Here is an 18,979-nt window from a genome sequence, read left to right as displayed (position 1 = left end):
CAAGCAATTTTATGGGCAGGTGTAACGGAGCGCCACCTGAACGGCCATTTTGCGGTAGTGCTGGCGCTGCGCCTGCTCGTCTGCGCCTTCTTCAAACAGCAGCGTAAAGGTGTAGCTGTTGGCAACGTAGTGAAAGCTGAAGCTGCTTATCAGACGATGAAGATCGCGGGCGTCTACCGTCTCACTGAAGAGCTGTTTTTCTTTCCCCCGGCGCAGGATCTCCTCCAGCAGGTCGAGCGCGCTGCGGTTGACCTGGCGGAGATAGCTCGACTGCTGCATAAAGCGGCCGCGCTGCATGTTTTCCATGCAGATAATCCGGATGTAGTCAGGGTGGTCGGCATGATAGTCAAAAGTGGCTTCAACCAGATTGACCAGCGCTTCGACCGGGGGCATTCCCGTCAGGCTTAGCGCTTTTTCACTGGCGCGAATCTGGGTGTAAACATGTTCCAGTACCAGGAGATAGAGGTTCTCTTTATTCTTGAAATGGTAAACCACCATGCGTTTGGTGGTGCCCGCTTTCTCTGCGATCTGCTCCATCCGTGCACCGTTCAATCCATACTCGGCAAAAAGCGCGATGGCGCTCTGAAAGATTTTCTCTTTCAGGCTGGATTCTTCACTGTGATCGGGGTGTTCGCTGCCAGGGTTAGCCACATCCTTTCCTTATTTTCACCAAACGGACCAGACGGATTATCTCCACGGCAGCGAAATAACACAAATATCAAACGCGTGGGCGTTTGCGGTATAGCCACAGGCCGGGGATCGACAGCCCGATGGAGAGCGCGCCGACGATGGAGGACGCCTTAAGAAAGTTGCTCAGGAGGAGGATCATCTGAGGCTCGGTATAGCCGAAATGGCTGATTTTCACCGCGGAAATCATTGCGGTATAGGCCGATATGCCCGGGAACATCGGGATCACTGCGGCAACGGTGAACACTTTGGGATGTGCCAGGTACCAGCGCGACCACTGAATGCCGATACTGCCGACCAGCATGGAGGCCATAAATGTCGACCATTCGATGTTAAAACCCGCCGTCATCATCACCATGCGTGAGCCATGGCCAATCGCGCCCAGCAGGGCACACCACGGCAGAGCGCGTTGCGGGACGTTAAATACCATCGCGAAGCCGATGGCCGGAATCGCGGCCAGAAGCATGTCCTGCGCCAGTGCCAGCAGAAAATCGATCACGCCCATCCGCGTAGCCCCCAGAGTGTCATGGCCATGACCACGCCGATGCAGGTCGCCAGCGTCAGCAGGCTGGCGATAGCCCAGCGTGCCAGACCGGTATTGATGTGCCCTTTAAACATGTCGGCGACGGCGTTGATCAACGGAAAGCCCGGAACCAGCAGAAGCACGCTGGCGGCCATGGCAACGGTCGGGGTGTTGGCAAACTGCGGCAGACGCAGCAGCAGGCCAGAAACCGTGGTGGCGACAAATGCGGTAATGCAGAAGTTAATTTGCGGGTGCAGCTGCCGATGCGTCAGCAACTGGCGAACATACATGGCGATACTGCTGGCGAAAAAGGTGATGATTGCTCCGTCCCATCCGCCTTTGTTGAGCTTACAAAAGCAGGCGCACGAGAGCCCTACCATCAACACGACGAGCCAGCGCGGATAACGTAATGGCTTGATCTGGTTGAACCGTTTTTCAATCTCCCTGAGATCGAGAAGCTTATGTTCAGCGAGGATGACAATGTGCTGCACTTCGGTCACGACGTGCATGTTTATGCCGCGGTCATGGTTTTTGCGCGTGGAGGTCAGGCACTGACCGTCTTTAATCGTGGTCAGCACGATGGCATTGGATGAGATGGCACTTTCGACGCTGTCCATCCCTAGCGCCAGCCCCAGCCGGGTGGAAAGCTCCTCAACCAGCGCGCTTTCCGCGCCGTGCTGGAGCAGAAAAAGACCGCACTGAATACATAGCCGCGTGATAGCACGCTGCGTTGACCGCTCTGCCTGCATGTCGTGTCCTGAAAAAGATGGAGAGGTTGCCGGTTAGCCCATAATGAGTACTTTTAGCACAAAGTGCAGTCCCTCTTGCTGTGGGTCAGATCAAGGTTTGTGCAAACAGTGGCAGGCGGTGTCGTGAAAGGGGGCGGGATTAATTTATTAATGCTGTGAATTATTAATATCAAAATATAAAATATTTGTATTTAGTTATTCTAATTTTAAATTGTCGTTATTTTAATGACTCCACAATTAAATTTTATTTCGCTTTGTGAGATATTACTGCTGTTTAGGCATTTCTTAAACTAAGCATACATCTCATCTTCTGCTTGTATTAACCAGTCTTACACTCAGGGACGAAATAGTCATACGTTGATGTGTTTTAATGTTACTCATCAAATGAAAAATGGACACGGAGGGTCTATGTTGTCATTGCATGGTAAGCATGGCGTTGTCATTAGCCGGATGCCCGTGATGCAAAACGGGTTAGGGGGCGTGATGGCACGTCATTTCCCCGATTTTGAATTGAGCTATTGCCGCTCATTGCAGGAATTAACGCTGCTCCAGCTACGCCGCGCGGACGTCATTATTGCCGATATTTCAGGCGAATACAGGAATCCTCGGGGTGCGCTTGAAGAATATTACAGTTTATTGAATCAATACCGGGACATTCACTGGATCTTTTTAGTCTCGCGTCCGCTTTACCCTATTGCGGTTGAGTTACTTATGCGCCCGGAAAGTACGTTGCTTTCTGATATGGAGCCCATTGAAGGCGTGGTTAACGCGATTCGGGCAGGGAGTGAGCGGGCAGAGCGGATAAGCCAGACGTTATTAACCCCGGAGCCTCAGGGCACGGAGGATGAAAACGAACACGTTATCGCGCTTACGCACTCCGAACGTAAGGTCCTGCGTCTGTTAGGGAAAGGATGGGGGATTAACCAAATCGCCACATTGCTTAAGAAGAGCAATAAAACCATCAGTGCGCAGAAAAACAGTGCGATGCGACGGCTTTCATTACGCAGCAATGCGGATATGTACGCCTGGATCAACAGTACACAGGGAATGAGAGAGCTGAGTTTGTTGTCAGCCTATGGAGAGTTCGAGGAATGGAAAAAACCGATTCAACAAGACATATCGCCATCATCGAAAGTTGCACGATGACGGCTGTCGGGCTACAGCATCTTTTTGCCATGCCCGGCCTGAGCCATTACCAACTACACCTGTTTAGTGAATTTGACAGCTTTAAGAATGCACTTCGTCACGTTAATTTTTTCTCGCTGATCTATTCCCTTTCCGATGCGCGAGAGGAGCGTCGTAACTGCCTGGCGCACCTGCGGGACCTTGCGTTTACGCACGGCCATATCCAGCGCATCATTTTGGTTTCTGACGAGATGGAAGCACGGCTCATTAGCCATCTTTCTCCATCACGCCTGCACGGTGTCGTCAGTAAATCGGTGACGCTTGAGCATCTGCAGAAGGAACTCGTGGAGTTGCTGAGCGAAACGCTGCGTATCAATGACAATATGCTGAATCATTGGTACCGGAGCCAAAACAGGATGCTGAGCCCCACAGAACGGGCAATATTGCGTTATATGTCCTGCGGGTATTCCATCCCTGAAATCGCGGCACATCTTGAACGGAATATTAAGACCATCCGGGCACATAAGTTTAATGCGATGGTGAAACTGGGCGTGAATTCAGACGTAGGGTTACTTGATGCGGCGGATATTATTACGCATCTTCCTGCAAGAGAGCCGCAATGTTTGACTCTCCTCACGCCCACCTTTTTATAAACCGTTTTTGCGCGCCAGATACGCTCTGGCGCGTCAATCAGATACAGACATCCACCCATTTTGCGGAAGTCAGCTCTGCCATTCTGTCAGGTGAAATGCGCACAGCGCTGTGAATTGCGCCTGCGGCAGGCAGCACTTCGGCGTACTGCTTTAAAGAGATATCGCAATATACCGCGAGCGGGTTTTCCAGCCCGAACGGGCACACGCCGCCAACGGGATGACCGGTGATGGTCACTACTTCATCACTGCTGAGCATGCGCGCTTTCGCACCAAACGTGTCTTTCAGCTTTTTGTTATCCAGACGCGCATCGCCTTTCGCCACGACCAGAATCACCTCATTTTTAACCTTGAGTGACAGGGTCTTGGCGATTTGTCCCGGCTCGACACGATGGGCGGCAGCAGCCAACGCAACGGTAGCAGTACTTTGACTAAGCTCAATAACGTCTATATCCGGCGCGTTGTCGGCAAAAAACTGCTGTACAGACTGCAAACTCATTGTTTCCTCCTGACAAATATCCTGCGTAATCTGTCATAAGAAATTATGCTCTGTAAATATCTCTTAAGTAACAAATATCCCAAACGGCTGATTTCTGGATCCTCTTCACAATCACAGAAACCGGTTACAGTAACCGGTTGCAGAGCGGGAAGCGTAGATTAATACTGAGTACGTAACGTCCCCTGTATCCAATAATAAGAGCCAAATATGAAACCATTTCGTCTGAGCAGTACCGCTGGTTGGCAAGCCAGCAAGGTTGTGAAGCTGATGTATGGAACAACGTGCGGCGCGTATGTGCCCGTAACAAACGTCTGACAGGAGATCTGCCATGTCTGCCAACCATGCTGCGTTTAACCTGATATTCCGTTTCGTCGAAAATTACGTCAGCCCGATAGCCGGGCGGATCTCGTCCCAGCGTCATGTTATGGCTATTCGTGACGGGTTTATCTCCGCGATGCCATTTATGATTGTGGGTTCGTTTTTGTTAGTGTTCGCTTACCCACCTTTTTCGCCTGATACCACCTGGGGTTTCGCCCGCGCCTGGCTGGATATGGCGAAGCAGTTTGAGGGCCAAATCCTGACGCCGTTTGATATGACAATGGGCATTATGTCCATTTATATCTGTGCGGCGATTGCCTATAACCTTGGCAAACACTACGTCAAATCTCATCAGCTGGACCCGTTTATGTGCGCCATGCTGTCGCTGATGGCGTTTCTGCTGGTCGCGGCACCCAAAACCAAAGGCACGCTCCCTGTCGACAGTCTGGGGGAACGGGCATTTTTACCGCGATTCTGGTGGCGATTTACTGCGTTGAGATGATGCGTTTCCTCAAAGCGCATAACATCGGCATTCGACTGCCGGACCAGGTCCCGCCGATGATCAAAAACTCTTTTGATCTGCTGATTCCGGTGCTGGTGGTGGTGGTGACCCTCTATCCTCTGAGCCTGGTGATTCAGTCTCAGTTCGGCATGCTGATCCCGCAGGCCATTATGTCGGTCTTTAAACCTCTGGTTTCCGCGGCGGATTCTCTGCCGGCGATCCTGCTGGCCGTGTTGATTGGTCATCTGCTGTGGTTCGCCGGGATCCACGGCGCTGCCATCGTCTCCGGAATGTTGCAGATGTTCTGGCTGACTAACCTGGGCGCTAACCAGACGGCACTGGCCGCCAGCCAGCCTCTGCCGCACATCTTCATGGAGGCGTTCTGGACGTTCTTTATCGTGATTGGCGGGTCGGGAGCCACGATGGGGCTGGTGATTTGCTATCTGCGCAGTCGTTCAGCGCATTTACGCTCTATTGGCCGTTTGAGCGTGGTTCCCAGCTTCTTTAACATCAACGAGCCGGTCATTTTCGGTACACCGATTGTAATGAATCCGGTGTTCTTTATTCCGTTCCTGCTGGCACCGATGGTCAACGCCGTGCTGGCGTGGGCGGCGATGACGTTTGATTTGATTGGGCGCGTCATCTCGGTCGTTCCCTGGACGGCACCGGCGCCGATAGGCGCAGCGTGGGCCCTGGGCTGGGACTTCCGCGCGGCTATTCTGGTTGTGGTTCTGGCCTGCGTATCGGCGATTATCTACTTCCCGTTCTTCAAAGTGTATGAGAAGCAGCTGCTGGAGCAGGAAGCGGAAGAAGCGCAGCGTAGCGCGGAAGAGGACAATCAACAGGTAGCATAGGTAAAAACAAAACGGCAACGCAGGTTGCCGTTTTTTGTTTTTGTAGGCCCGGTAAGCGAAGCGCTACCGGGCAATTCACTGCTCTACTTCAGCGTGCAATCTCCACACTGCTTAACGTCCGGCAGGCGATAACGCTGGCAGCAGGTGCGGCGAACCAGAAGCCCGTCACGGAGTACAACGGTGCGGAATAGCGGGTTGTCACGGCCATCGGAAAGCTGCCTGGCAAAGAAACAGGACTGACGCAGGGCCTCAACGTTCTCATCACCGAGAAGCGGCTTCATTTCCGTTAAATACCAGTGGATTAAATAGCCCGTATTGCTCCAGATAAGCTTCCCGTTAATCTCTCCCGTCGCTTCCAGCGCTTCCACCACCGGGATCAGAGTCTGGGTGATGAGCTGCTCTATACGTTCCTGAGCCGTCAGGGGTTCAGCGCTGTGGTTTTCGTGGAGATCAATCCAGAAGCAGGCAGCACGTCCGGTTTCGTGAAACTCAACATGGAAATTATCCGGCGAGAGTTCCAGCATGCTCTTCTGTGTTAACAGCGCCAGCATGAGCGGCGGCACCATCAACCCGATATACCACTGCGCCCAGAGAGAGAGCAGGGGTTTATTTTCCCGCGTAAGGGTGGGTTGATTGCGATAAATATGGTCGGAATAGGTGGCCAGCAGCGATTGCAGCTTTGACGGCTGTCGCCACTCTGAGAGTGTCATCGCATGGGACGGGGGCGCTTCATCAAGCCGGATAAAGTCCAGCAGGTGGGCGCGCGTTTCCGCAATTTTGTCCCGTATCGCATCTGCAAGCGAAGCATTCCCGCTGGTGAGCGGCGCTCGCCAGAGGAGAGGTTCGACGATGTGTGCAGTATGCGTGGCCATAGGATAGATAGAAATCTAAATGATAATGATTGCCAATCCTAACTATTGCTCATACCAATGGCAAGACTTTTGTCCGGGTGACATCGTCGTTATGTCTACGCCGTCTGAATCTTTTCACTTAACAGAATGTTATTGCGTCCCATATGCTTTGCTTCATAGAGGGCTTTGTCCGCTTTTTCCAGCGCGCCTTCCACGTCTTCATCCTCGAAAATGGCGATACCAATGCTGATGGTGACGTTTGTCGCGACGCTTTCGTTAAACAGATGCGGGATTTTCAAATCGTACACTTTCTGACGGATCCGCTCGGCCGTCTGGCGGGCGTGTTCGAGTGAAATGTTGGTCAGCAGCACCATAAACTCTTCCCCACCAAAACGCGCCACAATATCGCGAGAACGCACGGCATCGCGGATTGCCGCAGAGACGCGCTTCAGCGCCTGGTCGCCCATCATATGGCCGTAATGGTCGTTATAGGCTTTAAAGTGGTCGATATCCATCAGCAGGACAAAGTGCTCGCCATTTTCTACCGTGGGCAGATTCTCCAGACGGCTTTGCAGACCGCGACGATTATAGAGCCCGGTAAGCGGGTCCATCATGCTGAGATCGGTAAGGGTTTCTCGTTCTTCCAGAAGGCGAGAGAGCAGCTCCTGAGCGAAACGGTCGTTGCGTCTTTGCAAAATGTTATGAATAGCAATTGCCACCACAGGAAGTGCGAAAGAATAGGTCATTCTCAGCCATATATCGTGATCGCTTAACCACAGGCAGACAATAAAGGTGGGCAGTGAATGCAGCGTAAAGGCTTTGATATTACTGGCGAACGCCAGCGTGCCGATAAAAAGTACCGTTAAAAGCGCGATTAACAAATACGTCGCATGATCGTGGGTAATTAAGGCGAATTTGGAGACAATTTGCCAGGCCCACAAAATACCGAAGATCCCTGAAACGACAGGAATATTTATCTTCCGCGCGCGCTTTCGCCAGTGCCAGATGAACAGGCCGGTACTGATGGAGAAAATAGCAATCAGAGGGGCGGAAAACAGTCGTACAGAATTGAGCGGGTTTGTTACCGAGAACACTGCCGAGGTTGCGTTCAGAAATAAAAATAAACGTAACGATAATTGATATTTTCTGTGAACCAAAGACCGCCAGGATTGTGATGTCATAGTCGTGTGTTTTTATTAAAATTTAATTAAAACAAATAAATAGATGTCGTTTCGCAATAAAATATGCAAAAAGCGCAAAGAGTAATTATCAGAAAATCTTTAGACGTTGTTAACAGGTGCGCAATTTATCACCTTAGGCAATTCCTGTCATTACGGGAAAGGTAAAGGTCGATGGATTTTGATTCATTCAGCTGACAAATGATAATCTCTGTCATATGATATTGGTTATCATTATCGTTGAAAGAGGGCAGATCATGTTGAACAGGGCGCTGGGCAGCGGTTGGGGGGTATTGCTACCGGGAGCCATTCTCGGCGGTTTGACGTTTGCCGATCTCTCTCTTGATACCTGGAAAGCCATCATTGTGTCAGGACTGTTAGTCACGTCAGGCATGATCTGGCATAAGCAACTGCGTCACTTTGTTTTACTGCCATCGTGTGTCGCGCTGGTCAGCGGAATTCTGGTGATACTGATGAGTTTGAAATAACAGGGAAAAGAAGATACTCAGAGGGGGTGTAAGATAATTGGTGCGAGGGGGGGACTCGAACCCCCACATCCTAAGGACACTAACACCTGAAGCTAGCGCGTCTACCAATTCCGCCACCTTCGCACAGTCATCTTACTCTTTATTGCTATGTTGATATCGCCTCGTTGGTGCGAGGGGGGACTCGAACCCCCACATCCGTAAGGACACTAACACCTGAAGCTAGCGCGTCTACCAATTCCGCCACCTTCGCCCAGTGCGAGCAATATCATCGTGATTTATGGTGCGAGGGGGGGACTCGAACCCCCACATCCGTAAGGACACTAACACCTGAAGCTAGCGCGTCTACCAATTCCGCCACCTTCGCATACCATCGATACTGTAAAAGTATCGTAACCACGGAGGCGCATTCTAGATGTTTTCAGCTTTACGTCAACAGAAAAGTGCGCGTGATGCCTTGATTGATGGAAAAATGGCCGATGGACGCGCCCTGTATAGCCGGATGGCGCTTTCGCGTATCCGGCCTGGAGGGGAGGCGATTACTTTTTGGCCTGACGTGTCATCACGGTGCGGTAGACCTTAAAGCGACCCGTCTGGGCGATAACTTCGTGGAAGCCAAAGGTTTCATCCAGCACTTTCGGGTACGCCAGGAAGGCGTTCGCGACGATACGCAGCTCACCGCCGCTGTTGAGGTGACGGACTGCACCACGGATCAGCGTTTGTGCTGCTTCCAGGCTGGTCTCCATACCGTCGTGGAACGGCGGGTTAGAGATGATCATGTCGAAGCGACCGGTGATGTCGGAGAAGACGTTGCTGGCAATCACCTCGCCTTCAATGCCGTTTGCGGCAAGCGTTGCGCGGCTGGCTTCAACCGCCGGGGCGCTCACGTCACACAGGGTTAAGCGCACTTTTGGCGAATGGCTGGCGAGCACGGTAGAGAGCACGCCCGCGCCGCAGCCCACGTCCAGCACTTTGCCTTTGGTGTGCGGCGTCAGAGTGGAAAGCAGCAGCTTGCTGCCCGTATCCAGCGCATCGCGACTGAACACGCCCGGCAGCGTTTTGATGGTCAGGCCGTCAAGCTGGTACTCATCCCAGTATGCCTGCGCATCAAATGTTGTCTGTTTTTCCAGACGGCCATGGTACAGACCACAGCGGCGAGCGCTGTCGACTTTGTTCAGCGGCGCATAGCCTTCCAGCAGCTGTTCCGCGCTACGCACGCCGCTGCGGTTTTCACCGACCACGAAAATATCGCAGCCGACCGGCAGCAGGGAGAGCAGGTTCATCAGCTGGAACTGGGCTTCCGGTTTATTCTTCGGCCAGTAGTAGATCAGCGTATCGCAGTCGGCGATATCGCTCTGCTCTGCCACCAGGCTAAAGCGCGCGCGCTCGCCCATCTGGCGGCTCAGCACCTGCCAGTGGTGGTAGTATTGGGTGTGGGCACGGCTTTCAGCACAGTCGAAACGTGCGGGCAGGTCATCCTGCATATCTCCGGCAAACAGAATACGGCTTTCTTCGAAATCATCACTGTGACGCAGCAAGACTTCACTTGCCGGGGTAAATGCAGACATGAATTGTTCCTCAATAAACTCAGGCGGGGATTATAGTAGGTAGATGGCGCACTTTCGACACATTTGCTATATTTGCGCGCCTGAGAGACAGGAGTTTTCCCTATGACATCCCGACGAGACTGGCAGTTGCAGCAACTGGGCATCACCCAGTGGGCTTTGCGTCGCCCGACGGCGTTGCAGGGCGAAATCGCCATCTCCATCCCGGCGCACGTTCGTCTGGTGATGGTGGCGGAAGAACTGCCTGCCCTGAATGACCCCCTGATCGATGATGTCCTTCGCAGCCTGAAGCTGACGGCCGACCAGGTTTTACCGCTGACGCCAGAGCGTGTCGCGATGCTGCCTCCTGATAGCCGCTGTAACAGCTGGCGTATCGGAGAGGCGAATGAGATCTCTCTTCAGGGGAGCCAGATCTGCTCGCCAGCGCTGGACGAACTGAAAGCCAACCCAAAAGCGCGCAGCGCGCTATGGCAACAAATCTGCGAATATGAACACGATTTCTTCCCTCACGACGCCTGACCTGTCCACAGCGTTCGCGATTGAAACACGCGCCCACGCGTTTCCGTGGAGCGAAAAAACCTTTGCCAGCAATCAGGGCGAACGGTATCTGAACTACCGCCTGGACGTTGACGGCACCATGGCCGCTTTCGCGATCACGCAGGTTGTTCTTGATGAGGCGACGCTGTTTAATATCGCGGTTGATCCCGCGTTTCAGCGCCGTGGGCTGGGAAGAGAACTGCTTGAGCACCTCATCCGTGAGCTCGAAACCCGTGACGTTTTCACCCTGTGGCTGGAGGTGCGCGCGTCGAATGTCGCCGCCATCGCGCTCTATGAAAGCTTAGGCTTTAACGAGGCGACAATCCGCCGTAACTACTACCCCACCGCAGAGGGACGTGAAGACGCCATCATAATGGCTCTGCCGATTGGATAATAAAAAATAAGGTTGTAACGATGAAATGGGACTGGATTTTCTTTGATGCCGACGAAACGCTGTTTACGTTCGACTCGTTTGGCGGCCTGCAGCGGATGTTTCTCGACTATAGCGTAACCTTCACCGCTGAAGATTTTCAGGACTATCAGGCGGTCAACAAACCGCTGTGGGTGGATTACCAGAACGGTGCCATCACCGCGTTACAGCTTCAGCACCAGCGCTTTGACGTCTGGGCGGAACGCTTAAAGGTCAGTCCGGGAACGCTGAACGAGGCTTTCCTTAACGCCATGGCCGATATCTGTGCGCCGCTGCCGGGCGCGGTTTCCCTGCTGAATGCGTTGAAAGGTAAGGTGAAACTGGGGATCATCACCAACGGTTTTACCGCCCTGCAGCAGATCCGCCTTGAGCGCACCGGCCTGCGCGATCATTTTGACGCGCTGGTGATCTCGGAAGAGGTTGGCGTGCCGAAGCCAGATCCGCGAATTTTCGACTACGCGCTGGCGCAGGCCGGCAATCCCGACCGCGATCGTGTCCTGATGGTGGGGGATACGGCAGAGTCAGATATTCTGGGCGGCATGAAGGCCGGTCTGTCGACCGTGTGGCTCAATGCGCATGGCCGTGAGAAGCCTGACGGCATCGAGCCGACCTGGACCGTGACGTCGTTGAACGAACTGGAGCAACTCCTGTGTAAACAATGATTGCCTGCCCCCCATTGATGGGTAAAATAGCCGCAATTTTGTATTCCATGATGCGTGGCGTGCTGCCGCGCTTATAAAAGAAGATTTAATTATGACGTTGTCTCCTTATCTGCAAGAGGTGGCCAAGCGCCGCACTTTTGCCATTATCTCGCACCCCGATGCCGGTAAAACGACCATCACTGAGAAGGTGTTGCTGTTCGGACAGGCGATCCAGACTGCGGGTACCGTTAAAGGCCGTGGCTCCAGCCAGCATGCAAAATCTGACTGGATGGAGATGGAAAAGCAGCGTGGTATTTCGATTACCACCTCCGTGATGCAGTTCCCGTATCACGACTGCCTGGTGAACCTGCTGGACACCCCGGGCCACGAAGACTTCTCCGAAGATACCTACCGTACCCTGACGGCGGTGGACTGCTGTCTGATGGTGATCGACGCCGCGAAAGGTGTAGAAGATCGTACCCGTAAGCTGATGGAAGTGACCCGTCTGCGCGATACGCCGATCCTCACCTTTATGAACAAACTCGACCGTGACATCCGCGATCCGATGGAGCTGATGGATGAAGTGGAAAACGAGCTGAAGATCGCCTGTGCGCCAATCACCTGGCCGATTGGCTGCGGTAAGCTGTTCAAAGGCGTTTATCACCTCTATAAAGACGAAACCTACCTGTATCAGACCGGTAAAGGCCACACCATTCAGGAAGTGCGCATTGTTAAAGGTCTGGACAATCCGGATCTGGACGCGGCGGTCGGGGAAGAGCTGGCCGCGCAGCTGCGCGACGAGCTGGAGCTGGTCAAGGGCGCGTCTCACGAATTCGACAAAGAGCTGTTCCTGAGCGGCGAAATTACCCCGGTCTTCTTCGGTACCGCACTGGGTAACTTCGGCGTTGACCACATGCTCGACGGTCTGGTGGAGTGGGCGCCGCAGCCAATGCCGCGCAAAACCGACACCCGTGAAGTGGAAGCAAAAGAAGAGAAGTTCACCGGCTTCGTGTTTAAGATTCAGGCCAACATGGATCCGAAACACCGTGACCGCGTGGCCTTTATGCGCGTGGTGTCCGGTAAATATGAAAAGGGCATGAAGCTGCGTCAGGTGCGTATCGGGAAAGACGTTGTCATCTCCGACGCGCTGACCTTTATGGCGGGTGACCGTTCGCACGTTGAAGAAGCCTATCCGGGCGACATCATCGGTCTGCACAACCACGGCACCATCCAGATCGGCGACACTTTCACGCAGGGTGAAATGATGAAGTTCACCGGTATTCCGAACTTCGCACCGGAACTGTTCCGTCGCATTCGTCTGCGCGATCCGCTTAAGCAGAAACAGCTGCTGAAAGGCCTGGTTCAGCTCTCCGAAGAGGGCGCCGTGCAGGTCTTCCGCCCGATTGCGAACAACGATCTGATCGTTGGTGCGGTCGGCGTGCTGCAGTTTGACGTGGTTGTTGCGCGCCTGAAGAGCGAATACAACGTGGAAGCGATTTACGAATCGGTGAACGTCGCGACCGCGCGCTGGGTTGAGTGTTCTGACGTGAAGAAATTCGAAGAATTTAAGCGTAAGAATGAAGTTCAGCTGGCACTGGATGGCGGCGATAACCTGACCTATATCGCGCCAACGATGGTCAACCTGAACCTGACGCAGGAACGTTATCCGGACGTTCAGTTCCGTAAAACCCGCGAGCACTAATCCCCTCTCAGAGCACGGCAGCAGCCGTGCTCTTCTTTTATTCCTGTCTTATTAATCCCTTGCGGAATGTTCTTAATTCAACGCAATTTCACGCTATTCGCGCGTTTTTTACCCAATTCTGAAAGCGGCTCTGTGAGAGTGATCTATATTTAACTCAGTGTTTAACACCGGGCGTGGATAAATTAACTGTTCAATGCATGGCTTTAGGTTATCCATTTTGCTCGCGTGTTTATTCGCAATATATATCACTACTAAGGAAGTACGTAGCCCGAATAACGGGTCAACACAGGAATAGATCGATGAATATGACAAGACTGAAGATTTCTAAAACTCTGCTGGCTGTAACACTGGGTAGCGTTCTGGTGAGCGGCTCCGCCCTGGCGGAAAGCAGCACCATGGATAAAGCACAATCCACGGCTGACAGCGCAGGGCAAAAAATCGATAGCTCTATGAATAAAGTCGGCAATTTCATGGATGACAGCTCTATCACAGCAAAAGTGAAAGCCGCACTGGTGGATGATGAAGCCATCAAGAGCACCGATATTTCCGTTAAGACCGACAAAAAAGTGGTCACGCTGAGCGGCTTTGTTGAAAGCCAGGCTCAGGCAGAACAGGCGGTGAAAGTGGCGAAAGGCGTCGAAGGCGTTGCCTCCGTCAGCGATAAATTGCACGTCCGTGACGGCAAAAACGCGTCGGTGAAAGGTTATGCCGGTGATGCAGCCACCACCAGCGAAATCAAAGCTAAACTTTTAGCAGATGACATCGTGCCGTCCCGTAAGGTGAAAGTGGAAACCACCGATGGTGTGGTTCAGCTTTCCGGTACGGTAGATTCGCAGGCGCAAAGTGAACGTGCCGAGTCCATTGCGAAAGCGATTGATGGTGTGAAAAGCGTTAAAAACGATCTGAAAACGAAGTAAATCTGGACCATTCGCCCGTCTGGCTAAAACCTGCGGGCGATATAAGAACGACTCTGGAAAAACGCCGGTGAGTGACCTGAGCGCTCACGTTTAGCGGCCGACATTAACTATGGTAAAGGAGAAGCTTATGTTTCGTTGGGGCATTATATTTCTGGTTATCGCGTTAATTGCCGCCGCATTGGGCTTTGGTGGACTGGCAGGTACAGCGGCATGGGCAGCTAAAATTGTCTTCGTTGTCGGTATTATTCTGTTCCTGGTCAGCCTGTTTACGGGGCGTCGACGTCCGTAGCAAACGCAATATTCCGTCAACAAAATAAAGCCAGTCACTACGACTGGCTTTTTCTTATTTGCGTAACAGGTCGGGTGCGTTACTGTGGTGTTATAAAATAATCAAAACAGGAAAGCAGAGGTGGGGCAACGAATTCCCGTTACGCTCGGCAACATTGCGCCGCTGACGTTAAAACCGTTTCGCGCAGGTCAACTCGCGCTGGTCTGCGAGGGTGGCGGACAGCGCGGCATTTTCACCGCTGGCGTGCTGGACGAATTTATGCGCGCGCAGTTCAACCCGTTTGACCTGTACTTCGGCACGTCTGCCGGGGCACAGAATCTTTCTGCCTATGTCTGTAACCAGCCCGGATACGCGCGAAAGGTCATCATGCGCTACACCACGGCGAAAGAATTTTTTAATCCGGTGCGCTTTGTGCGCGGCGGTAACCTGATCGACCTCGACTGGCTGCTGGAATCAACTTCCAGCCAGATGCCGCTGGCCATGGACACCGCGGCCCGCCTGTTTGATAGCGGTAAAGAATTCTGGATGTGCGCCAGCCGGGGGGATGACTATTCGCCGGGCTATTTTTCTCCGCAGAAGGAGAACTGGCTGGACATCATCCGCGCCTCCAGCGCCATTCCCGGTTTTTATCGTACCGGTGCGCTGCTGGACGGCATTAGCTATCTGGACGGGGGGATCAGTGACGCCGTGCCGGTGCAGGAAGCCGCCCGTCGCGGGGCGAAAACCATTGTGGTGATCCGTACCGTACCGTCGCAAATGTATTACACCCCACAGTGGTTTAAGCGGATGGAGCGCTGGCTGGGCGACAGCAGCCTGCAGCCGCTGGTGAACATCGCGAAGCAGCATGAAACCACCTACGGCGCGATGCAGCGTTTCATTGAAAAGCCACCGGGTAAGCTGCGTATTTTTGAAATTTATCCGCCTAAGCCGCTGCTGAGCATGGCGCTGGGCAGCCGCGTCCCTGCGCTGCGCATGGATTATAAAACGGGGCGGCTGTGCGGACGCTACTTCCTGGCGACGGTGGGGAAAATGCTGGCGGAGCAACCGCCGCTTCATCGCCATAAACGCATTATTACGCCGCCTGCGATTGTAGCCAACGACGCTCTGACGGTGCCCCTGGTGGACATTCCGCAGGCGAATGACGCTTTACTGGATAACGAGGATCTGGCGTGACGCACCGCTTTATCGATACCCACTGCCACTTTGATTTCCCACCGTTTACGGGAGATGAAGAACACAGTATTGCGAAAGCGGCTGACGCAGGCGTTCAGGCCATTATTGTGCCGTCAGTGGAAGCGGCTTACTTTTCCCGGGTGCTGGATCTTGCTGCACAGCACCCCGCGCTCTATGCGGCGCTCGGCCTGCATCCGATCGTGATTGAGCGGCATCGTGATGAGCACATTGAGAGACTTGATGAGATCCTGCAGACCGCAGAGGACAAGCTTGTCGCCATCGGGGAGATCGGCCTCGATCTTTATCGCGAGGATCCGCATTTTGAGCGCCAGCAGACGATCCTCGACGCGCAGCTCAGGCTGGCGAAGCGTCACGATCTGCCGGTGATCCTCCATTCAAGACGTACGCACGATAAGCTGGCAATGCACCTGAAGCGCATCGATTTGCCGCGCAGGGGCGTCGTACACGGTTTCTCCGGCAGCCTGCAGCAGGCGCAGCGTTTCATTGAACTGGGCTACAAAATTGGTGTGGGTGGCACCATCACCTATCCGCGCGCCAGTAAAACCCGTGACGTGATGGCACAGCTGCCGCTGTCGGCGCTTCTGCTGGAAACTGACGCGCCGGACATGCCGCTGAACGGTTTTCAGGGACAGCCGAATCGCCCGGAACAGGCGGCGCGTGTGTTCACCACCCTGTGTGAACTGCGACAGGAGCCGGAAGAGGTAATTGCCGATGCGCTGCTGGAAAATACGCGTTCGGTATTTGGCATCACGCTATAGATAAAGCGCCGGGCGGATCACCGTTATCCTCTGTTTTTCCAGCGCCCGCGCCAGCGGTTCAACGTCCTCGGGCGTGGCGCTACGCCACGACGCCGCCTCACCGTACACGCCATGCGCATGAAACGCGTTAAGGCGTACCGGCACGTTTCCCAGCCCGTGGATAAACGCCGTCAGCGGCTTGAGGTGTTCCAGATAGTCACACTGCCCCGGAATCACCAGCAGGCGGAGCTCCGTCAAACGGTGGCGTTCTGCCAGCCAGCGGATACTCTGCTTGATCTGCGCATTGTCGCGTCCGGTCAGGAAGCGGTGGTGTTCGTTCCCCCATGCTTTCAGGTCCAGCATCGCGCCATCCAGTACCGGCAGCAGCTTTTGCCAGCCGGTTTCGCTTAACAAACCGTTGCTGTCGACCAGGCAGGTCAGATGATGTAGAGCGGGATCGGCTTTGATCGCGGTGAACAGCGTCACTAAAAACGGCAATTGCGTTGTGGCCTCACCGCCGCTTACGGTGATTCCCTCGATAAACGGTGCGGACTTGCGGACCTGGGTGAGGATCTCCTCCACGCTCAGGCGGTGCGCCATGGGCGTCGCCTGTTGGTGGCACAGGTGCAGGCAGGTGTCGCACTGCTGGCAGTCGCTCTCCTGCCACCAGACGCGCCCGGCCTGAATGGTCAGCGCGTCGTGCGGGCAGTGGGGCACGCAGTCCCCGCAGTCGTTGCAGCGGCCGATCGTCCACGGGTTGTGGCAGGTTTTACAGCGCAGGTTGCAACCCTGCAGGAACAGGGCCAGGCGGCTGCCCGGTCCGTCCACGCAGGAAAAAGGGATGACCTGACTAACTAAAGCGCATCTGCTGTTCATGGCTAATCACGCGCGGCTGACGTTCCAGAATGCGGGTATTGCGTGCGGCTTCTTCCCCCAGCCACGTGGTGTTCGTTCTCGACCCTGCTTCCCGGTATTTCTCCAGATCCGATAGCCGCACCATATACCCGGTGACGCGCACCAGATCGTTACCCGCCACGTTGGCGGTAAACTCGCGCATACCCGCCCTGAACGCGCCCAGGCACAGCTGGACCACCGCCTGCGGGTTGCGTTTTACCGTTTCATCCAGCGTTAGGATATCGCTTATCCCGGAAGAGTAGTGCTTGTGATGGGGAGCCACCGCCAGCAGGTGGCTGATGGGATCCGGCTCGTCGCCGTAGGGCAGGCGCGCGCCTGGCGTGGTGCCTGAATCGGAGCTGATCCCCGACTGCGCATGGAGCATCGCGCGCTGCTTCCAGCCGTGTTTCACCGGCGTGTTTTCGACAAACGCCGCAAGCTGTTCGCTGATGCGGTAGCCCAGCGCGTTGGCCTGTTCATCCTTTCCGTAACGTCCCGCGATGCCTGCTTTCTCACAGAGCACGTTTACCGCTTCTGCCAGACCGTACATGCCAAACATCGGCACAAACCGATCGGCATCAATCAGCCCCTCTTTCACCAGGAAGCTATTCTCAAAGAAGCCGGATTGTTGATACAGGAAATCGCAGCGGGCATCAATGATGGCCATTTGCTGCTGGCAGTAGTGCGGAAGGGCGCGACTGAAGAAGTCTTCACTTGACGTGCTGTGTTCGGCGATGGCCTTGAGGTTGAGACGCACCAGGGTGCTGCCACCGCCAGCCAGAGGCAGGGAGTTGTAACAGCTCACCACGCCATAACGGCCTTTTGTGAAAATTTTATCATTCACCGGGCCATTAGAAATATGCGGTTTGCTGCATTCACATATGTTTTTCGCCACCTCAAGCAGTAAATCATCCGGGGTGATCTCTGGATCATAAACAAAGGTCAGGTTCGGCGCGACCTGCTTCAGCTCTGCATCGGCATGCAGAATGGCACGGGTGATGGGCGTATCTTCCGGCCCGATATTGGCATGCATAAAGGCATCCGGCAGCGTACGGTCAAGATAGCGCCAGAAACGTTTTATTCGGCTATTGATTTCTTCTTGTGTTAGAATTCTAACATGCGGTTGCAGCAGCGCATCAAGCTGGCCGAGATAGACCGGCATCGATGTGACGGACGGAACATGATGGTAGAGGATGGTTAACAGCGAGAGGGCATCGTCGAGATCTTTTGCCCCTTCCAGCTCCAGCCATTCTGAACCGTTAGCCAGAAATTTTGCGTAATCCGGCAGAACGTAACGGGGTTTGTAAGGCGCATGGCCTTCGAACATGTCACAGATAAACCCCTCGTCCAGCGCGGCGCGCGCAGCTTCAGGAAGTGCCGGATACGGCAGGTTGTTTTCCGCTTCCAGCGCCAGAAAATGACGTTTTTGTTCCGGGGTTAACACCGGGCTTGTCACAATTTGCTGGCAACGTTGCTGCAGGGCGTCGGGGCTGGAGTGGGGCATATTCGCTTCCTTGAATGTTCTGCGGATGATGAACGGATTGTAGAAAGCCTGCCTGTTGACGCTTTTGATCCCACAGGGGGTATTGCTGCTTTAGTCGGCAATTTGCGCACTAAAGTTTGAAGAAGATCTCATTACAGTAATGCAAATT

At 54.0% G+C, this 18,979-nt stretch carries 20 protein-coding genes, 3 tRNA genes and 1 pseudogene; 12 read left to right on the top strand and 12 right to left on the bottom strand.

All coding sequences use genetic code 11. The features are described 5' to 3' along the window. Positions 1 to 9: 9 nt before the first annotated feature. The 3 genes from ACMGGE_RS13715 to ACMGGE_RS13705 all read right to left on the bottom strand — a co-directional run bounded on the left by ACMGGE_RS13715 (position 10) and on the right by ACMGGE_RS13705 (position 1,959). Positions 10 to 651: a TetR family transcriptional regulator gene (locus tag ACMGGE_RS13715; protein ID WP_063620696.1), complete on the bottom strand. Its 642-nt coding sequence runs from the start codon at positions 649 to 651 to the stop codon at positions 10 to 12. 67 nt (positions 652 to 718) lie between these two features. Continuing rightward, a complete protein-coding gene (locus tag ACMGGE_RS13710; RefSeq protein ID WP_045907727.1) occupies positions 719 to 1,192 on the bottom strand; it encodes a threonine/serine exporter in 474 nt (157 codons plus the stop codon). Next, a complete protein-coding gene (locus ACMGGE_RS13705; RefSeq protein ID WP_048028601.1) occupies positions 1,183 to 1,959 on the bottom strand; it encodes a threonine/serine ThrE exporter family protein in 777 nt (258 codons plus the stop codon). Before ACMGGE_RS13705 ends, ACMGGE_RS13710 begins: the two co-directional genes overlap by 10 nt. 408 nt (positions 1,960 to 2,367) lie before the next feature. On the opposite strand from ACMGGE_RS13705, the gene ACMGGE_RS13700 reads away from it, so the two are divergent. Further along, positions 2,368 to 3,105 (top strand): helix-turn-helix transcriptional regulator, encoded by a 738-nt coding sequence (locus ACMGGE_RS13700; protein WP_048028599.1) that lies wholly within the window; start codon positions 2,368 to 2,370, stop codon positions 3,103 to 3,105. Beyond that, the gene (bglJ, locus tag ACMGGE_RS13695; RefSeq protein ID WP_063620702.1) at positions 3,102 to 3,737 is read left to right on the top strand and encodes a DNA-binding transcriptional activator BglJ; all 636 of its coding nucleotides are present in this window, start codon (positions 3,102 to 3,104) and stop codon (positions 3,735 to 3,737) included. The genes ACMGGE_RS13700 and bglJ overlap by 4 nt, the downstream gene beginning before the upstream one ends. Before the next feature lie 37 nt (positions 3,738 to 3,774). Here the strand turns inward: bglJ and ACMGGE_RS13690 are convergent, their stop codons facing one another. Then, positions 3,775 to 4,233 (bottom strand): YbaK/EbsC family protein, encoded by a 459-nt coding sequence (locus ACMGGE_RS13690; RefSeq protein ID WP_008502085.1) that lies wholly within the window; start codon positions 4,231 to 4,233, stop codon positions 3,775 to 3,777. Positions 4,234 to 4,561: 328 nt separating this feature from the next. Here ACMGGE_RS13690 and ACMGGE_RS13685 point away from each other — a divergent pair. After that, a pseudogene (locus ACMGGE_RS13685) lies at positions 4,562 to 5,907 on the top strand (PTS sugar transporter subunit IIC). Positions 5,908 to 5,990: 83 nt separating this feature from the next. Here ACMGGE_RS13685 and fhuF read toward each other — a convergent pair. Next, a complete protein-coding gene (fhuF, locus tag ACMGGE_RS13680; protein ID WP_420293864.1) occupies positions 5,991 to 6,779 on the bottom strand; it encodes a siderophore-iron reductase FhuF in 789 nt (262 codons plus the stop codon). A 95-nt stretch (positions 6,780 to 6,874) separates the two neighbouring features. Beyond that, on the bottom strand, positions 6,875 to 7,939 hold the full coding sequence (locus tag ACMGGE_RS13675; protein WP_420293863.1) for a GGDEF domain-containing protein: 1,065 nt from the start codon (positions 7,937 to 7,939) through the stop codon (positions 6,875 to 6,877). A gap of 215 nt (positions 7,940 to 8,154) precedes the next feature. Here ACMGGE_RS13675 and ACMGGE_RS13670 point away from each other — a divergent pair, with 215 nt between their 5' ends. Beyond that, positions 8,155 to 8,424, top strand: coding sequence for a DUF1435 domain-containing protein (locus ACMGGE_RS13670; RefSeq protein WP_048028591.1), 270 nt, complete (start codon positions 8,155 to 8,157; stop codon positions 8,422 to 8,424). Positions 8,425 to 8,462: 38 nt separating this feature from the next. Here ACMGGE_RS13670 and ACMGGE_RS13665 read toward each other — a convergent pair. The 4 genes from ACMGGE_RS13665 to rsmC all read right to left on the bottom strand — a co-directional run bounded on the left by ACMGGE_RS13665 (position 8,463) and on the right by rsmC (position 9,989). Further along, positions 8,463 to 8,547, bottom strand: a tRNA-Leu gene (locus tag ACMGGE_RS13665). Between the two features lie 42 nt (positions 8,548 to 8,589). Further along, positions 8,590 to 8,674, bottom strand: a tRNA-Leu gene (locus ACMGGE_RS13660). A 28-nt stretch (positions 8,675 to 8,702) separates the two neighbouring features. After that, positions 8,703 to 8,788, bottom strand: a tRNA-Leu gene (locus ACMGGE_RS13655). A gap of 172 nt (positions 8,789 to 8,960) precedes the next feature. Then, positions 8,961 to 9,989: a 16S rRNA (guanine(1207)-N(2))-methyltransferase RsmC gene (gene rsmC, locus ACMGGE_RS13650; RefSeq protein WP_039265277.1), complete on the bottom strand. Its 1,029-nt coding sequence runs from the start codon at positions 9,987 to 9,989 to the stop codon at positions 8,961 to 8,963. A gap of 102 nt (positions 9,990 to 10,091) precedes the next feature. Between rsmC and ACMGGE_RS13645 the strand changes: the two genes are divergently transcribed. The 8 genes from ACMGGE_RS13645 (at position 10,092) to ACMGGE_RS13610 (ending at position 16,454) form a co-directional block, all read left to right on the top strand. Continuing rightward, positions 10,092 to 10,505, top strand: a complete 414-nt coding sequence (locus ACMGGE_RS13645) for a DNA polymerase III subunit psi (protein WP_045907736.1) — start codon at positions 10,092 to 10,094, stop codon at positions 10,503 to 10,505. Then, on the top strand, positions 10,474 to 10,917 hold the full coding sequence (rimI, locus tag ACMGGE_RS13640; RefSeq protein ID WP_008502078.1) for a ribosomal protein S18-alanine N-acetyltransferase: 444 nt from the start codon (positions 10,474 to 10,476) through the stop codon (positions 10,915 to 10,917). Before ACMGGE_RS13645 ends, rimI begins: the two co-directional genes overlap by 32 nt. Before the next feature lie 20 nt (positions 10,918 to 10,937). Continuing rightward, positions 10,938 to 11,615: a pyrimidine 5'-nucleotidase gene (gene yjjG, locus ACMGGE_RS13635; protein WP_045907737.1), complete on the top strand. Its 678-nt coding sequence runs from the start codon at positions 10,938 to 10,940 to the stop codon at positions 11,613 to 11,615. 91 nt (positions 11,616 to 11,706) lie between these two features. After that, positions 11,707 to 13,296, top strand: a complete 1,590-nt coding sequence (prfC, locus tag ACMGGE_RS13630; protein ID WP_008502076.1) for a peptide chain release factor 3 — start codon at positions 11,707 to 11,709, stop codon at positions 13,294 to 13,296. A 299-nt stretch (positions 13,297 to 13,595) separates the two neighbouring features. After that, positions 13,596 to 14,213, top strand: coding sequence for a molecular chaperone OsmY (gene osmY / locus ACMGGE_RS13625; RefSeq protein WP_008502075.1), 618 nt, complete (start codon positions 13,596 to 13,598; stop codon positions 14,211 to 14,213). A gap of 127 nt (positions 14,214 to 14,340) precedes the next feature. Continuing rightward, positions 14,341 to 14,502 carry a DUF1328 domain-containing protein gene (locus ACMGGE_RS13620; protein WP_003856556.1) on the top strand — a complete coding sequence of 54 codons (162 nt, stop codon included), beginning with the start codon at positions 14,341 to 14,343 and terminating at the stop codon, positions 14,500 to 14,502. A 120-nt stretch (positions 14,503 to 14,622) separates the two neighbouring features. Beyond that, a complete protein-coding gene (locus ACMGGE_RS13615) occupies positions 14,623 to 15,675 on the top strand; it encodes a patatin-like phospholipase family protein (protein WP_008502074.1) in 1,053 nt (350 codons plus the stop codon). After that, complete coding sequence (locus ACMGGE_RS13610) at positions 15,672 to 16,454, top strand: TatD family hydrolase (protein WP_420293862.1); 783 nt, start codon at positions 15,672 to 15,674, stop codon at positions 16,452 to 16,454. Before ACMGGE_RS13615 ends, ACMGGE_RS13610 begins: the two co-directional genes overlap by 4 nt. Here ACMGGE_RS13610 and ACMGGE_RS13605 read toward each other — a convergent pair. Together ACMGGE_RS13605 and ACMGGE_RS13600 are read right to left on the bottom strand one after the other, a co-directional pair. Next, entirely contained in the window at positions 16,449 to 17,309 is an 861-nt protein-coding gene (locus tag ACMGGE_RS13605) for a YjjW family glycine radical enzyme activase (protein ID WP_420293861.1), read from the bottom strand. The two genes, ACMGGE_RS13610 and ACMGGE_RS13605, sit on opposite strands and share 6 nt — an antisense overlap. Beyond that, on the bottom strand, positions 17,284 to 18,831 hold the full coding sequence (locus tag ACMGGE_RS13600; RefSeq protein ID WP_420293860.1) for a YjjI family glycine radical enzyme: 1,548 nt from the start codon (positions 18,829 to 18,831) through the stop codon (positions 17,284 to 17,286). The genes ACMGGE_RS13605 and ACMGGE_RS13600 overlap by 26 nt, the downstream gene beginning before the upstream one ends. Positions 18,832 to 18,979: the final 148 nt, after the last annotated feature.

It is taken from the genome of Enterobacter sp. BNK-22, assembly GCF_048684805.1.
Classification (GTDB): domain Bacteria; phylum Pseudomonadota; class Gammaproteobacteria; order Enterobacterales; family Enterobacteriaceae; genus Enterobacter; species Enterobacter quasiroggenkampii.
Note: the sequence above shows the minus strand (reverse complement) of the source record. Positions and strands in the feature narration are given on the sequence as shown.

Excerpts from the sequence above, each read along its gene's own strand:
- osmY (WP_008502075.1), top strand. The coding sequence starts at position 13,596 with ATGAATATGACAAGACTGAAGATTTCTAAAACTCTGCTGGCTGTAACA.
- ACMGGE_RS13645 (WP_045907736.1), top strand. The coding sequence starts at position 10,092 with ATGACATCCCGACGAGACTGGCAGTTGCAGCAACTGGGCATCACCCAG.
- fhuF (WP_420293864.1), bottom strand. The coding sequence starts at position 6,779 with ATGGCCACGCATACTGCACACATCGTCGAACCTCTCCTCTGGCGAGCG.
- rsmC (WP_039265277.1), bottom strand. The coding sequence starts at position 9,989 with ATGTCTGCATTTACCCCGGCAAGTGAAGTCTTGCTGCGTCACAGTGAT.
- ACMGGE_RS13705 (WP_048028601.1), bottom strand. The coding sequence starts at position 1,959 with ATGCAGGCAGAGCGGTCAACGCAGCGTGCTATCACGCGGCTATGTATT.
- ACMGGE_RS13700 (WP_048028599.1), top strand. The coding sequence starts at position 2,368 with ATGTTGTCATTGCATGGTAAGCATGGCGTTGTCATTAGCCGGATGCCC.
- ACMGGE_RS13600 (WP_420293860.1), bottom strand. The coding sequence starts at position 18,831 with ATGCCCCACTCCAGCCCCGACGCCCTGCAGCAACGTTGCCAGCAAATT.
- prfC (WP_008502076.1), top strand. The coding sequence starts at position 11,707 with ATGACGTTGTCTCCTTATCTGCAAGAGGTGGCCAAGCGCCGCACTTTT.
- ACMGGE_RS13675 (WP_420293863.1), bottom strand. The coding sequence starts at position 7,939 with ATGACATCACAATCCTGGCGGTCTTTGGTTCACAGAAAATATCAATTA.
- ACMGGE_RS13670 (WP_048028591.1), top strand. The coding sequence starts at position 8,155 with ATGATATTGGTTATCATTATCGTTGAAAGAGGGCAGATCATGTTGAAC.
- ACMGGE_RS13605 (WP_420293861.1), bottom strand. The coding sequence starts at position 17,309 with ATGAACAGCAGATGCGCTTTAGTTAGTCAGGTCATCCCTTTTTCCTGC.
- rimI (WP_008502078.1), top strand. The coding sequence starts at position 10,474 with ATGAACACGATTTCTTCCCTCACGACGCCTGACCTGTCCACAGCGTTC.
- yjjG (WP_045907737.1), top strand. The coding sequence starts at position 10,938 with ATGAAATGGGACTGGATTTTCTTTGATGCCGACGAAACGCTGTTTACG.
- ACMGGE_RS13710 (WP_045907727.1), bottom strand. The coding sequence starts at position 1,192 with ATGGGCGTGATCGATTTTCTGCTGGCACTGGCGCAGGACATGCTTCTG.
- bglJ (WP_063620702.1), top strand. The coding sequence starts at position 3,102 with ATGACGGCTGTCGGGCTACAGCATCTTTTTGCCATGCCCGGCCTGAGC.
- ACMGGE_RS13620 (WP_003856556.1), top strand. The coding sequence starts at position 14,341 with ATGTTTCGTTGGGGCATTATATTTCTGGTTATCGCGTTAATTGCCGCC.
- ACMGGE_RS13690 (WP_008502085.1), bottom strand. The coding sequence starts at position 4,233 with ATGAGTTTGCAGTCTGTACAGCAGTTTTTTGCCGACAACGCGCCGGAT.